The sequence below is a fragment of the Gillisella taibaishanensis genome, assembly GCF_001938985.1.
Lineage (GTDB): Bacteria > Pseudomonadota > Alphaproteobacteria > Rhizobiales > Rhizobiaceae > Allorhizobium > Allorhizobium taibaishanense.
The window spans coordinates 493,856-507,386 of record NZ_MKIN01000022.1 but is presented as its reverse complement, the minus strand read 5'-3'; the positions used below and the strand labels follow the sequence as shown (position 1 = coordinate 507,386).

Sequence of the window (13,531 nt, the reverse complement as noted above, 5' to 3'; positions counted from 1 at the left end):
GTCAACACCATGGCGAGAGGGACGGTTACTTCCAGCTCCTGAAATCCGCCGCAGCGCATCCGAATGGCGCATTCTCGTGGCCGAACCGCTTTTTCAACTGCTCGCATCCCCAGGCGTTGATGGGGGCTGGCATTGCGTTGTTGATGTCCATACCCGGCGATTGGAACTGTGTGTCTGAAGTCGTGACGTACCATAGCCAGAAGCCGATCGCGCCGACGGCGAAGAGAAGCAGCACGGACAAGAACACCTGCAGTCCCTTCCAGAGGGATGCGGCCATAGCTTTTCGGCCTCGTCCCAGACCTTGCTTTTGTCCAGCCTCGAGCAAAGGTGCAAACGGCGCCAAAGCCACACTTCGTTCTTCGTCTGTCAACGGCAGGCGGTTGAGGCGATCGTCCAGAAGCACGGGAAGGGCCGCGTTGGCATGCCGCACGGCCAAGCCGACCGGCTTGCCCTTGAACTGACCGATGATCAGGGGTTCCTCGCCACGGCGCATGATCGTCAACGCGATTCTTCCGGTCTTGTCGTCTGCGATCCTATCGCGATAGTTGATCGACAGCGCGCCTCGGCTACGATTGAAACCGGTAATCTCGACGGGGATCGGCGTCAGCATCGCCGGTTGACGCAGTTGGCGTCGGGCCAGCAACGCCCTGATACCAGTAAATGTTGCCCCGATACCGAGCCCGGCGAAAATCAAGGCGAAAGCTGCAAGTGTGATGATCCGGTTCCACAGCTTGTCCAAGCCAAGGCTGATCGTCGCCATCTCGGGGTGGTCGGCGGAAATCACCATGTCGGTCTCATAGTCACCGACATGGAGGTCAGTAAACATCACCTCAACGTCTGAATTGTAGCTCTGGCCTTGATATTGATAGCTAAGGTGAGCTTCACAAGTGGTAAAAACCCCCTTGTGCGTCGTGCATCGCCCGTTCTGCACGGAGCCGTTTTCCAGAGCCAATGGATTTTGGCTGATTTGGTAATCGCGAATAACGTCGGGGAGTTCCGAGATCACGAGAAACACGCCGAGCGCCAGGATAAACGGTATCGACAGGAAAAGGAATTTTGGCGTTGAAATCAGATCGGATGACAGCGACAGCGGACGATCTGGAAGACGAAGTATTGGCGTCAATGTAGGGCCCTTTCCTATTTTCTCTTTCATAGATCAAATAGAAAGGATGTCGTAAAGTAGGGCCTGGAGTTTTCCAAAAGCGGCATTGCCGATGAGTTGGCGCGGCCGCACAAACAGATCCGGCGCCGCTCCGTCAAAGGGTGATTTTAAACCTCGCGTCAGCTCCGCTGCAGAGTGATGCTGCTGGTGACAACCGATTTGCCTGTAGTGGGATCGGTATCGACAGTGGTGAGCCGCATCCCTGAAGCGCCAATCTTTTCAATGGTCATCTGCGCGCGCCGGTCACCATTGACGTCTTTCGCCCAGGTGATCGCGAGGTTGATGGCGTTTCCAGCGCGTTTGCCGTTGAGACGGGCAGGGCCGCTTCCCGCACCAATATAAGAGCCGCTATAGGTGCCGCCGTTGATCTTCAGATCTGCGTCAATGGCGCGAGAAAACACGACGAGACTTTTGCAACGACCGTTCAAGGCAAGCGCTTGAGCCGTTGTGTTCGATTTGAAATTACAGTTCACTTTAACTGTCGGCGCACTTATGCGCAGCTTGACGGTTCCCGTGCCACTCCAGTTACCCGAAAGTGTTTTCAAAAACGCTGCTTCGTCGGCATGCGCTGTTCCGATCGTCAATATCGAGGTGAAGACGAGGGCAATAGAACGCGCAAAAACCTTGTTCATGATCGTGTCTTTCGCACAGAGGGCCAAAAGGTCAGAGCGCACGCGACAATCGAAGCCGCTCCTCGCCTACAACTTCTCAGTTGGCATCAAGTTCCGACACATGATTGCGATGTGCGCCAAGCCTCATGATGGAGAGAGGCGCCTCCAGCTGCTGCTAGGCCACCTGTCTGCGCGCGGGCGTATCCTCCCTTTCAAAACATTTTTCCAGCCACCGCAGTACGGCCTTCTCATCGAAAGCAGTGGTCGTGTCGACGTCGTAGATCGGCGCGAGCCCGGTTGGTTCGGCCCGAGCGGCCAGCGCAATGAGTTCCGGCACGTAGCTTTCGCCCGGGTGACCGGGTAGCCTGTCCTGCAATCGGCTACGGTAACGTTCGCCAATGACATCGGGCGGCGCGTTGCACCAGATTTCCGCAATCTCGACGGGTTTGAGCATGGCGAGGTAATCCTTGAGCAGTTCGATCGGCTGGAAGCCGAACCAGGCATCGACGATGAAGCTTGCGCCCTCCGGCGCCTCCTTGATTATGCTCCAGATGGCCTGGTAGCTAGCCTTGCCGAGCGTGCGGTTGAACAACCGGTCGACGCCGTCGATATGTTCGAGAAACGGGTTCTTGATCGTGTCGATTGCCAGCACTGGAAAGCCGGTTTGCCTTGAGAGCGCGCGGGACACGCTGCTTTTGCCGGAGGCCGGCACGCCATTGACGAGAATGATCCGCTTTGGCTTCCGCGGTGCCGGATTGGCCAAAGTCTTGCGCGCGAAATCGTGTGCTGTGAGGCCGGCACCGATCAGCCCTGCATCGTCGCCAAGAGCGGCTGCGCGCACTTCGGTGCAATACCAGCCTTGTGCCTTGGCGAGAAAGCCAAGCGCGGTGACTGCCGCTTGGCCCATGCCACCGCCAAGAAGCAAGACCGCCGGGTCGAATGTGGCCGCCAAGGTGCCGATGGCAGCCCGCAGCGGGCTTGTCCAGTTGCGCAGTGCTTCAAGCGCCCGCTCGTCACCCGCACGCGCTAGCGGCAGAACGTCTTCGAACCGCGTGCCGGGTTGATAGCCGGCCTCTTCCAGATGGCGGCCAAGCGCCGTGCCTGATGATTCGGTCTCGACGCAGCCGCGTTGGCCGCAGACGCATTTGCGTCCGGCGTGATTAACGATGATATGGCCGAGCTGGCCAGCGCTCTGCTTGCCGTTGACGATCCGGCCATTTTCCATGGCCGCGCCGCCAATGCCGGTGCCTATGGTGAGCATGACGACACTGGTGAGACCTGCCGCCGCGCCGATGGCAGCCTCACCCAGCAAGGCCATGCTGCAATCATTGGAGATGGCGACCGGCCGGCCGAATCTCTCTTCGATCATCCCTTTGAAATCGCAGTTGGACAGGTCGAGATAACCGCCGGACAGAACCATACCGGTATCGGCGTCGACACGGCCGGGAACGCCGATGCCGATGGCGGTCACGTCAGGGCCGTCCATCTCCACGATCAGGTCGGTGATCAACCCGATTGCCGTTGGTCGGTCCCGGCTTCCCGCAACGATTTTCTTGCGCAGTATCTCACCGGAGGGTGAAATTCGGGCGACACGAATATTCGTGCCGCCAATATCCACCCCGATCGTGCAGTCTTGCATGTCCATCTCCACCCAAAGGTTTCATGCAGCCTTGCTGGTCTCATTCCGATAATAGCGGGAAATAATCGCCTGGATATCGCGCAGACGCGAGACAGCGGTCGTCGACAGCTGTTTTTTCGACAATTCCCGATCAAGCGAGATGCAATCCTTCCAGAGTGAGCGGCCGGCAATCACGCCGGAAGCGCCGTTCTTCATCGCCGCCTCGACCTGACCGAGGAAGGTTTCGTGGTCGACGCCGGCCGACAGAACTGCCCAGGGAACATCGCCTGAAATGCGGGTAATCTCGGCGCAGGCTTCTTCCGAGCCCGGATAAGGGATCTTCAGCACCTTGGCGCCGAGATCGAGGCAGGCTTGAGATCCGGTCTTGATCAACATGGGGATCTTGGCAGCGTAGTCCTCGGCGCTTTCACCCTCCAGCTTGTAGGTGAGGAATTCGACGACGAGCAGCAGGTCTTCGCGGGCGAAGTCTTCGATGCTGTCCTTCAGCGTCTCAAGGTTCTTCACATTGGCGGCAGGCGTGTCCATGCGCAGATAGACCATGATCTTGCCGCCGGTGCCGCCAAGCTCGCGCACCCGCCGGGCGGTGACGCCTTCGACCATCTTGGAAATCCGGTAGCCCTCGGGTGAGGTGTCCCAGCCGGAAGCGTCGATGCCGATCAGCAGCGCGGTATCGCGCGGCAGGATATTGCCATCCACCAGTTTAGGAACGGCGCACATCGGATCGACCAGCACGCAGCCGGCATGAGCGGCGAGATAGCGGGTGATGTCGGCTTTGGTATCGCCGAGTGTCTCGTTGCTGATCGCGGCCTGCTCCTCCGGCGTTGTGGCGAGCAGGGTGCGCATGCCGCCGCGCTGGTCGCAGGCAATCACCATCATCGCGCCATCAGCGCCACAAATCTGATGGTATCCGCGTCGTTCCGCTGTCGTCATAGCTGTCATGGTGTATCCTCCGGCTTCGCTGTCGTCGCAGCGGGTTGGAGCATTTCCAGGGAAAGTGAGAACCGGTTTCCCGTCTGGAAATGCGTCGAAACAAGGTCAGAGCATTTCCAGGGAAATTGGGAACCGGTTCCCATCCGAAAATGCTTGGGCATGAAAGGTCACGGTCGAAGGCGGGCTGGTCGCAAAAAAAAGGCATAGGCAAGCCGTTCCGCGTCCATCAGGGAACGCGGCTGAAACAGCCGAAAAAGCCGGTTAATCTAGTGCATTGCGGTTTTGCCTGATTTCAGCGATAACTCCTCCAAGCACGATCATGTAACACGTTTCAGAAAGGAATTGCAAGCTGCCTCCTCAACCCTCCCAGGATACGCCCGCCTCCCGCGCCATGATCCACATGGTCGCAAAGCTGCATTACGAGGCAGACATGGCGCAGGTGGATATCGCCAAGAAACTTGGCGTTTCGACTGCAACCGTCTCGCGGATGCTGCAGAAGGCGCGCATCTTCGGTATCGTCCGCATCGAGGTGCTCGACCTTGCCGCGCCTGAGGATATGACCGAGGAACTGATCCAGGCTCTGGGGCTGAAGCGCGCCGCCGTTATCGATACGCCGGCAACCGGTGGACTTGGGGCGCTTGCTGCACCACTCGGCAATCTGCTGAGGGATGAGGGGCTCGGTGCCGGGGCGATTATCGGCATAGGCTGGGGCAGGGCCGTGCGCGAGGTGCTGACGGCCGGGCTACCGCGCATTCCCGGCACGCTTGCCGTGCCGATGAACGGCGGCATGCAGCAGCCGGCTGCACATTTTCAGATCAACGAGTTTACCCGACAGGCCGCCGAGCAGTTGGGCGGCACGCCGCGTTTCCTGCATGCGCCCTACCTGTCTTCGAGCGTGCTGCGTGATGCCTTTCTGAGCGATCCCGGAGTGCAGGAAACCACGGGCCTTTGGGACCGGATGGATTGCTGCATCGTCGGCATTGGCCTGCCGCATGCGATCAATCCGCCCGAAGCCAGTGCAGCAACCATCGACGAGCAGTCGCTGAGCGCGGTCGGCGATGTGATCCGCCACTATTTCGATATCGAGGGGCGGCTGGTGCCCTGGGACGGCGAGGAGCGGATGATTGCCGCCTCGCCAGACCAGTTGCGCAACACGGGCCTGTCGATTGGAGTGATCGCGACGGTGGAAAAGGCGGCCGGCATTATCGGCGCCGTCCGATCCGGCATGATCAATGCTGTGGTCACGGATACCGCCACCGCAAAGGCGGTTCTCGACCTGCTGCGGGGCGAGGAGGGCTGATCGGCAAACTGCCCCCATTAAAAAACGCAAAAAAACGCACGAAATTCGTTTCTGGAAGAAATTGCGGTTGACGGATGGCCTTCGAGGGCGTGAAATGGTTTCCAGCCGGTTACAGGAGGAGTTGCCGGCGCCGAGAGAGGAACCAGCTCACATAAGGAGGAGACCATGGAGCGCCGTTCATTCTTCAAGATCGCAGCCGCCGCATCGATTGCGGCCTCTGCCGCGCTGACATCCGGTCACGCAAGCGCGCAGGACAAGAAATTCACCATCGCCCTGGTACCGGGCCTGACCACAGACGCGTTCTACATCACCATGCGCAAGGGCGCCGAGGCTGCAGCCAAGGCGGTTGGTGCGACGCTGGTGTTCCAGGGCGCGCCGGACTTCAACCCGGTAACCCAGGTGCCTGTACTCGATGCCGTCATCGCCAAGCATCCCGATGCCATCCTGATTGCCCCGACGGACAAGACGCAGCTCGTGCAGCCGCTGAAGAAGGCAGCCGACGCCGGCATTCCCGTCATTACGGTCGATACGTTCATTGGCACTGGCAACTATCAGACGGGCGCCGGCGATGCCGACTTCCCGATCTCTTATGTCGCGTCCGACAACAAGCTTGGTGGGGCGATTGCCGCCCGCGCGCTTGCCAAGGCGATCGGCGAGAAGGGCAAGGTCTACGTCTCCAACGTCAAGCCAGGCATTTCCACCACCGACCAGCGTGAAGAAGGCTTCAAGCAGGAAATGGCCAAATATCCAGGCATCAAGGTGCTGGATACCCAATATAACGACAACGACGCCAACAAGGCCGCCTCGCAATTGCAGGCCGTCTATGCGCGCAATAGCGACCTGACCGGCGTGTTCGGCGCCAATCTGTTTTCCGCCATCGGCGCCGCCAACGGCGTGAAGCAGGCGGGCCAGAACGGCAAGGTCAAGGTCGTGGCTTTCGATGCCCCCGGCAGTATCGTCGACAACCTGAAATCAGGTCTCGTCGATATGGCGATTGCCCAGCACCCGGCCGAAATCGGTTATTTCGGCGTCATGGCGGCCTATGCGCACCTGACCGGCAACTCCGTTCCGACGTCTATCGGCACCGGGTTCACGGTCATCGACAAGACGAACCTGTCCGACCCGAAGGTCGCGAAGTTCATCTACTCGGAATAACGACGCTTCCGACAGCTAGTGCAGCGATCCAAACAGAGGCTTTAGCCGAGTTTGGATAAATCGCTGCATAAACAAAAACCGAGTGCACGCAAGCATGAACGAAGTGAATGCATCAGTGCACTAGGCGTCTGTTCCGTGCGGAGCGGACGCCATTTTTCCTAATGCATCGATCCAATCGCAGGCATCAGCCGAGTTTGGAGAAATCGATGCATAAACAGAAAACTCATGAACCGACACATGAACGAAGTGAATGTGTCGGTTCAAGAGACCTTTTTGCGATGGGTGAACAACGCCAACCGCCGGGAAGAACCAATGACGGATATCAACACCATGACGGCTTCAGCTGAAAAGCATGTCGCGCCGCAGGCCGACCACGCCGAAGTAGGCAAGACGCTGGTTCAGCGCATCGCCCAGCTTCGCGCCTGGCTGTTCCTGGCCGCGCTGATCATCACTTTCGAGATCTGGGCGCGACTGTCCTTCGACGGCACCTTTGTCTTCTCCTCCTTCAATTGGCAGTCGGTGGCGGTGTTCGCCGTGGCGCCGCTGCTGATCGCCATCGGGCAGACCTATGTCATCATTTCCGGCGGCATCGATCTGTCGACCGGCTTCATCATGGGGCTCGCCGCCGTGGTGGCTGCCCATGTCACCAATATTTCAGGGCTTTATCTGCCGGTACCGCTGGCCATGTTGGCCGGCATCATCTGTGCCGTTCTCGCAGCCGGTGTACCCGGTGTGATCAACGGTCTGCTGATTTCCCGGCTCAAGGTTCCGCCCTTCATCGGTACGCTCGGCATGTTCGGCGTTGCCCGTGGCACGGCCTTTCTTTTGGCCGGTGGCACGACAGTGCCGGTATCCAATGACTGGTTTGCGGCACTCGGCAACGGCCGCCTGATGGGCATTCCCTATCTGATCATGGTCACGGCCGTCTTCGTCCTGATCATGCATTATGTGCTCAGCCAGACGCGGTTTGGTCAGCACAATTATGCCATCGGCGCCAATGTCCAGGCGGCGCGGCGCGCCGGCATCGATATCAAGAAGCACATCCTCAAACTCTATATCTTGTCGGCCATGTGCGCCGGCCTAGGCGGCGCACTCTATGCGGCGCGCTTCACAGCCGGTGCCGCGCAGGCGGGCGAACCATTGCTGCTCGACTCGGTCGCGGCAGTCGTCATCGGCGGTGCTTCGCTGTTTGGCGGTTCGGGCTCGATCATCGGCACGGTCGCCGGTGCCCTTGTCATCGCCGTCATTCAATACGGCTTGGTGTTTCTCGATGTCGAACCCTTCTGGCAGTTCATCGCCGTCGGTGTCGTTATCATCATTTCAGTGCTGATCGATCAGGCCCAGCGCCGGTTCAGCGGAGGTAAGCAGGATGAATAGTCAACCGCTTCTCGAAGTCCGCAATCTTTCCCGCCACTTCGGCGCCGTCAAAGCGCTGGAAAATTGCTCGATGGCCGTGCATCCGGGCGAAGTGGTGGCGCTCGCCGGCGACAATGGTGCTGGCAAGACCACGATGATCAAGGCGCTGTCAGGCGTTTACGCGCCGACCTCGGGCGATATCCTGATCGAGGGCAATCCGGTCAAGTTTTCCTCGCCGCAGGAAGCCCGGGCTCTCGGCGTGGAAACCATCTATCAGGATCTGGCGCTGGCGGATAATCTCACCATCGGCGCTAATATCTTCCTCGGTCGTGAGCCGATGAAAAAGGTCTTCGGCTTCCTGCCGATGCTGGATCGCAAACGCATGGCCAATGCTGCGGCTGAAACCATGGCCAAGCTGGACTTCCACGTCAAACGCCTGGATGCGCCGGTCAGCAATTTCTCCGGCGGTCAGCGGCAGGCTGTCGCCATCGGCCGCGCAGTCTACTGGAACGCCAAGATCCTCATCATGGACGAGCCCACGGCCGCCCTTGGCGTGCCGGAGCAGCGCAAAGTCATCTCGTTGATCAAGTCGCTGAAGGCGCAGGGGCGGGGGGTGGTTTTTATCTCCCACAATCTGCAGGACATTTTTGCCGTTGCCGACCGCATCGTCGTGCTCCGCCGTGGCATTGTTGCGGGCGAGCGGATGATTGCCGACACGACGCATGACGAAGTCGTACGCCTGATGATTGGCGGCTAGAGCATTTCCCGGGAAATGCGCAGTCAGTCTTCCGGGGAAGCCTTAGCCGACTTTCCCGGAAGACACGCCAGATTTGAAAAGCCCAAAAGTTACCGACACCAGCCCAATCAGCAGCAGGGGCTGCGGATTGTCGTGTACAACCCGTTTCCAAACGTAGGACGCATGTTTTAAGGAGAGGAGCTGGTTCATCCACCGGCCCTTTTCGCAGACCATGATTGGACGCCGATGTCAGACGAATCCGATAGCGATGCATCGCTTGCGCAGACCATGGCAACTGCTCAAAACACGGGCAGCTCCGCTCTCCCGGCCGTTCGCCATAACCGGCTGATCGATCTTCTGCGCAAGAACGGCCAGATGACGGTCAACGAAATGGTCGAGCAACTCTCGGTGTCGCGCGATACGGTGCGGCGCGATCTCGACCAGCTGGAAGGGCGCGGACTGATCCTGCGGACCCATGGCGGGGCGATCTACAATGATGCGCTGGTGCGGGTGGATACGACGCTTGGCGCGCGGATGGATGCTTTTGCGGCGGCAAAGCAGCGGATGGGCAAGGCGGCGGCCAACCTGATCCGCGACGGCGAAACGCTGATCGTCAACGGCGGCTCTTCCACCTGTTATTTCGCAGCAGCCCTCGGAGAGCGGCAAAATCTGACGATCATAACCAATAATCTTCGCCTGCCGCCCGTCACGCCCGAAAGCGCCTTGCGGTCGCTGCATATTCTCGGCGGCGTCTATTGGCCTGTGTCGCAGGTGACGATCGGCCCGGTCGGCTTCGTGGAGGTGCCCGGCATCAGCGCGGATACCGCTGTGATCGGCGCCACCGGCATTTCCGCCAATGGCATTTCCATGGGGCGGCTGGAAGAGGCATCCGAGACGACGGCGATGGTCAAGGTCGCAACCCGCACCATCGCGCTCATTGATCAGAGCAAGTTCAATGTCACGGCTTTTGCGCGGATTGCTACCTTCAGCCAGATCACGTTTGTCGTCACAGATGCATGGCCGCCGGCCGCTATCGTCACGGCGATCCAGAAGGCCGGTGCGCAACTGATCGTCGCCTAGGCCGGCTTATGGACAAACCTCGATTCAAAGTCCGTGCAGCCAGGCCATGCGGCCGGCCAGATCCTTGTCGTTGAAGGCCAATGACCCCAGCACCACCGTTTGCGCACCCGCTTCGCGCAGCAAAGGCACGGTGTTTTCACGGATGCCGCCGTCTGCTGCGAGGACGATATCGGTGCGTCCCTGGTCTTTCAGGATCGCCGCTGCCTCAACGAGGCGCGGGCAGGCCGCCGGCGACAGGCCCTGGCCTTTGACGCCGATGGCGGTGCCCAGCAGCGTGACGAAATCGAGATTGGCAACCAGCGGCCGGATGGTTTCCACAGGCGTTTCCAGCCGTAGCACGATGCCGGCCTTCAGCCCCAGTTCCCGGATAAGCGCGATTGCCTCTTGAACGACCGGCCCGTTTTCCGGATGCACCGAAATCAGGTCGGCGCCTGCCTCGGCAAATTGCCGGATCTGGCTCAGAACGATATCGCCCTCGACCATCAGATGGACATGGATCGGTTTTGCCGTCAGCTTGCGGATCCGGGCCAGTTGATCGGGAAAGAACAGGAAGGACGGCGCAAAGCGACCGTCCGCGACATCGGCATGGTAGATGTCCACATGGGGATCGACGCGCTTGATCTCCTGTTCGAGATTGGCGAGATCGGCCGACCAGAGCGAAAATTCACCCATGAGACGAGTTTTCGGCAGGGTTTCGAGCCAGTTATTGGCAGCAGTGTCGGTCACGGGCGGTTCTCCCTGGAGGTGTCGAGATGTCGGATAAAGGCGGTAATGGCCGCCCGCAATTCGGCGCTATAGCGCGCCTTGTCCACGGCCTTTGGCGTGATCTCGGCCAGATGCGCGTTCGGTATCGCATCGCCAAGCGTGCGCGCATAGGCGAGCGGGTGGACGAGGTCGAGATCATGCCCCACCACCAGCGTTGGCACGGATAGGGCGCAGATATCGGCATAGTCGACGCCTGGGCCATCGCTGGCAATGGCATCGAGGACGTCTGCGAAGGCCTGTGGCTCTGACCGATCGAAGAAGCCTGACAGCGACGCGAGATTGTCAGGTGCCTCGGCGGCCAGCTTCTGACCGGTCGGTGATGCTAGAAAGGCAGCGCGGCCGTCAGCGCCAAGGCGGCGCAGATGATCGGCGGCGACGCAAAACGGTGCCATGGATGGCGGTGCTGGCGTCGAGATCCAGGCCGGACGCACCAGGATCAGACCCGCGACCCGCTCGGGATGCGTAATTGCGATGCGCAGCGCAATCGCCGCGCCCATGGAGATGCCGCCGACCACGAATTTTTCAAAGCCAAGCGCATCGGCAAGTGTAAGAAGATCGTCTGCAAAGCCCGCAATCGAAACGGGTTCACCTGCGACGAGGCCGGTCAGGCCATGGCCACGGCATTCCATGGTGATCCGCCGGCAGGCAAGCTCGGCTGGAAAACTGTCGGCCACCTGATTGCGGTCGCCACCCAGCCCATGCTGGAAAAATACAGGCAGCCCTGAGCCGTGATCCTCGACATGCACGCTGCGTCCATCCCGCTGCGTATGTGAAAATGCACTCATGACAGCAGTCCGGTGAGGAAGCGGCAAACATCGGGTGCCTCAGCTTCCGATAGCCCATGCGTGACGACAGGGCCGTCAAAGCCGATCGCCGACAGACGTGCGATGATATCGCGAAAATCCACCACACCGCGCCCGGCGCTGACAAAGGCGCCACTCGCGTCGCGATCTTTCGCATGCGCCATCAGGATGCGGTCGCCGAGCCTGTCGATGGCATGGGCAACAATATCACGGGCCTCTGCCGCATCGGCGCGCTCGAACAGGTTGGCGGGATCAAGCACGATACCGAGCGAGGGCGACGCCACCTCACGCATCAACCGTACCGCATCTTCGGCATCGCGCACCACATTGGCCTGTTCCGGCTCGATGCCGAGCCGGATGCCGAGCGCATCGGCGCTGGCGGCTGCTGCGGCCATCTGCTCCACCAGATCGCGCCAGGCTTCAGGCGTGGCATTGTCGGGATGGTGGCGCCATTGATCCTCGCCGTCCCGCGTACCGGTGCAGAGCGTCACCACGGGGATCGCGAGACGCGCGGCAACCTGAAGGCTGACCTTCAAGCGCTCGAGACCCTGTTGCCGCTGGGCCGGATCGGGATGGATCATGTTGTAGGTGGCCGAAAGGGCGGCGATGCCGACGCCAGTTGCGCGCCTCGCGGCGTCGATCTCGGCTATCGCCGCATCGCTGACGTGATCGGGCATCGGCGCCAGACCGGAGCAGGCGAGATTATACTGGACGCAGGCATAACCATCAGCGGCAGCGCGCGCGAGGACGGTCGCAGGATCGGTTCCGGCATAGGTCTTTGCGAAGATGCCTGCCTGCATCACACGGCTCCCGTCATGCTGGCAACATCCACGGCTTCACCGGTCTCGACGGACCGGGCAATCGCCGCCATGGCCTTGACCGAAGCAATCCCGTCTTCGATGTCGGCGCCCAGCATTGGCGCGCCATCGAGAACGCTGTCGGCAAAGCCTTCCAACTGCCGGCGATAAAAATGTCCATCGGCGCCCAGCGGCCGCTCATAGCTTGCGGTGCGTTCGCGGAAGATCTCGACATCGCTCGACTTGTAATACCAGGGATTATAGGTTTTCGCGATGACGCTGCCATGCTCGCCGTAGAGCTGGAAGCCCTCGTGCCAATCCATGCGCACCGCGACCGTGAGATCCAGATGGCCGAGCGTGCCATCGGCAAAGCCGGTTTCCACAAACCAGCTATAGGCGCCGAACCGTTGCAGCAGCCGGGCCCTGACCCAGTCGATCGGCCCGCAGAGATGCCTGGCGATGTCGACGAGATGGCTGCCATGCGCCAGCATGTAATAGCGTTTGAGATCGGCCTTCGGATTGTCCTTGGGCTTCAGCGCTGCCTTCGACAGAACCGGCAGCGGCTGCACCGCATCGGTCATGGTGTAGCGGTGGGTGCTGTCGCAGTACCAGGCCTTCAGCGCCAGCCGCTCGCCCATTTCCTCGTCGATAAAGCGCTTAGCAGCCTCGATGCCGGGATCGAAGCGCTTCATATGGCCAATTTGCAGGATCTTCCCGGTGCGGCGCACGGTCTGCGCCAACGCCTCGACCTCCTCGACATCAAGGCCGACAGGCTTTTCACACATCACATGCTTGCCGGCCTCCAGCGCCCGCATCGCCGCCGGTACGTGAAAGGCATCCGACGTGGCGATGATCACCGCTTCCAATTCCGGATCGGCCAGCATCGCGTCATAGTCATGATAGATCTTGTCCGGCCCATAGGTCGCGCCCATCCGGGCAGCGAGATCCTCAGCCGCATCGCAGATAGCGTAGAGCCTGGTGTTGTGACCTTTGACCGTGGATTCGAAATGCGCGAACTGCGCAATCGGCCCGCAGCCGAGTATCCCGACGCGCAGCTGTCGATCCTGCTTGTGCATGCCATTCTCCTCCACTGACTGCACTGGGAGAATGTCGCTCTCCTGCGCCTGGTGTCAAGAAGCCATGCGCATAAAAACGCTTAAAAGCGCAAAATGATGCAAATGAAGCGATGCCGGATTT

The 13,531-nt window shown here is 60.2% G+C and carries 13 protein-coding genes; 5 read left to right on the top strand and 8 right to left on the bottom strand.

Going from position 1 to position 13,531, the window contains the following annotated elements:
- Positions 1 to 25: 25 nt before the first annotated feature.
- The 4 genes from BJF91_RS13515 to BJF91_RS13500 form a co-directional block, all read right to left on the bottom strand.
- Entirely contained in the window at positions 26 to 1,153 is a 1,128-nt protein-coding gene (locus BJF91_RS13515; RefSeq protein ID WP_075615012.1) for a hypothetical protein, read from the bottom strand.
- Between the two features lie 128 nt (positions 1,154 to 1,281).
- On the bottom strand, positions 1,282 to 1,794 hold the full coding sequence (locus BJF91_RS13510; protein WP_075615011.1) for a hypothetical protein: 513 nt from the start codon (positions 1,792 to 1,794) through the stop codon (positions 1,282 to 1,284).
- A 154-nt stretch (positions 1,795 to 1,948) separates the two neighbouring features.
- On the bottom strand, positions 1,949 to 3,412 hold the full coding sequence (locus BJF91_RS13505) for an ROK family protein (RefSeq protein WP_075615633.1): 1,464 nt from the start codon (positions 3,410 to 3,412) through the stop codon (positions 1,949 to 1,951).
- Positions 3,413 to 3,433: 21 nt separating this feature from the next.
- Positions 3,434 to 4,351, bottom strand: a complete 918-nt coding sequence (locus BJF91_RS13500; protein WP_075615010.1) for a tagatose-bisphosphate aldolase — start codon at positions 4,349 to 4,351, stop codon at positions 3,434 to 3,436.
- Between the two features lie 382 nt (positions 4,352 to 4,733).
- On the opposite strand from BJF91_RS13500, the gene BJF91_RS13495 reads away from it, so the two are divergent.
- The 5 genes from BJF91_RS13495 to BJF91_RS13475 all read left to right on the top strand — a co-directional run bounded on the left by BJF91_RS13495 (position 4,734) and on the right by BJF91_RS13475 (position 9,969).
- The gene (locus BJF91_RS13495) at positions 4,734 to 5,642 is read left to right on the top strand and encodes a sugar-binding transcriptional regulator (protein WP_075615009.1); all 909 of its coding nucleotides are present in this window, start codon (positions 4,734 to 4,736) and stop codon (positions 5,640 to 5,642) included.
- 165 nt (positions 5,643 to 5,807) lie between these two features.
- Positions 5,808 to 6,797, top strand: a complete 990-nt coding sequence (locus tag BJF91_RS13490) for an ABC transporter substrate-binding protein (protein ID WP_075615008.1) — start codon at positions 5,808 to 5,810, stop codon at positions 6,795 to 6,797.
- A gap of 312 nt (positions 6,798 to 7,109) precedes the next feature.
- Positions 7,110 to 8,174 carry an ABC transporter permease subunit gene (locus BJF91_RS13485; protein WP_075615632.1) on the top strand — a complete coding sequence of 355 codons (1,065 nt, stop codon included), beginning with the start codon at positions 7,110 to 7,112 and terminating at the stop codon, positions 8,172 to 8,174.
- Positions 8,167 to 8,910 (top strand): ATP-binding cassette domain-containing protein, encoded by a 744-nt coding sequence (locus BJF91_RS13480; protein ID WP_075615007.1) that lies wholly within the window; start codon positions 8,167 to 8,169, stop codon positions 8,908 to 8,910. The genes BJF91_RS13485 and BJF91_RS13480 overlap by 8 nt, the downstream gene beginning before the upstream one ends.
- 225 nt (positions 8,911 to 9,135) lie before the next feature.
- Positions 9,136 to 9,969, top strand: a complete 834-nt coding sequence (locus BJF91_RS13475) for a DeoR/GlpR family DNA-binding transcription regulator (protein WP_075615006.1) — start codon at positions 9,136 to 9,138, stop codon at positions 9,967 to 9,969.
- A gap of 24 nt (positions 9,970 to 9,993) precedes the next feature.
- Here BJF91_RS13475 and BJF91_RS13470 read toward each other — a convergent pair whose 3' ends face one another.
- The 4 genes from BJF91_RS13470 to BJF91_RS13455 are packed head-to-tail and all read right to left on the bottom strand — an operon-like array spanning position 9,994 to position 13,410.
- The gene (locus tag BJF91_RS13470; protein ID WP_083943342.1) at positions 9,994 to 10,641 is read right to left on the bottom strand and encodes a ribulose-phosphate 3-epimerase; all 648 of its coding nucleotides are present in this window, start codon (positions 10,639 to 10,641) and stop codon (positions 9,994 to 9,996) included.
- A gap of 50 nt (positions 10,642 to 10,691) precedes the next feature.
- On the bottom strand, positions 10,692 to 11,519 hold the full coding sequence (locus tag BJF91_RS13465; protein WP_075615004.1) for an alpha/beta fold hydrolase: 828 nt from the start codon (positions 11,517 to 11,519) through the stop codon (positions 10,692 to 10,694).
- Entirely contained in the window at positions 11,516 to 12,337 is an 822-nt protein-coding gene (locus BJF91_RS13460; protein ID WP_075615003.1) for a sugar phosphate isomerase/epimerase family protein, read from the bottom strand. The genes BJF91_RS13465 and BJF91_RS13460 overlap by 4 nt, the downstream gene beginning before the upstream one ends.
- Positions 12,337 to 13,410, bottom strand: coding sequence for a Gfo/Idh/MocA family protein (locus tag BJF91_RS13455; RefSeq protein ID WP_075615002.1), 1,074 nt, complete (start codon positions 13,408 to 13,410; stop codon positions 12,337 to 12,339). The genes BJF91_RS13460 and BJF91_RS13455 overlap by 1 nt, the downstream gene beginning before the upstream one ends.
- Positions 13,411 to 13,531 lie beyond the last annotated feature (121 nt).

Coding starts and splice junctions, on each gene's coding strand:
- BJF91_RS13515 (WP_075615012.1), bottom strand. CDS start 1,153: ATGAAAGAGAAAATAGGAAAGGGCCCTACATTGACGCCAATACTTCGT.
- BJF91_RS13510 (WP_075615011.1), bottom strand. CDS start 1,794: ATGAACAAGGTTTTTGCGCGTTCTATTGCCCTCGTCTTCACCTCGATA.
- BJF91_RS13505 (WP_075615633.1), bottom strand. CDS start 3,412: ATGCAAGACTGCACGATCGGGGTGGATATTGGCGGCACGAATATTCGT.
- BJF91_RS13500 (WP_075615010.1), bottom strand. CDS start 4,351: ATGACAGCTATGACGACAGCGGAACGACGCGGATACCATCAGATTTGT.
- BJF91_RS13495 (WP_075615009.1), top strand. CDS start 4,734: ATGATCCACATGGTCGCAAAGCTGCATTACGAGGCAGACATGGCGCAG.
- BJF91_RS13490 (WP_075615008.1), top strand. CDS start 5,808: ATGGAGCGCCGTTCATTCTTCAAGATCGCAGCCGCCGCATCGATTGCG.
- BJF91_RS13485 (WP_075615632.1), top strand. CDS start 7,110: ATGACGGATATCAACACCATGACGGCTTCAGCTGAAAAGCATGTCGCG.
- BJF91_RS13480 (WP_075615007.1), top strand. CDS start 8,167: ATGAATAGTCAACCGCTTCTCGAAGTCCGCAATCTTTCCCGCCACTTC.
- BJF91_RS13475 (WP_075615006.1), top strand. CDS start 9,136: ATGTCAGACGAATCCGATAGCGATGCATCGCTTGCGCAGACCATGGCA.
- BJF91_RS13470 (WP_083943342.1), bottom strand. CDS start 10,641: ATGGGTGAATTTTCGCTCTGGTCGGCCGATCTCGCCAATCTCGAACAG.
- BJF91_RS13465 (WP_075615004.1), bottom strand. CDS start 11,519: ATGAGTGCATTTTCACATACGCAGCGGGATGGACGCAGCGTGCATGTC.
- BJF91_RS13460 (WP_075615003.1), bottom strand. CDS start 12,337: ATGCAGGCAGGCATCTTCGCAAAGACCTATGCCGGAACCGATCCTGCG.
- BJF91_RS13455 (WP_075615002.1), bottom strand. CDS start 13,410: ATGCACAAGCAGGATCGACAGCTGCGCGTCGGGATACTCGGCTGCGGG.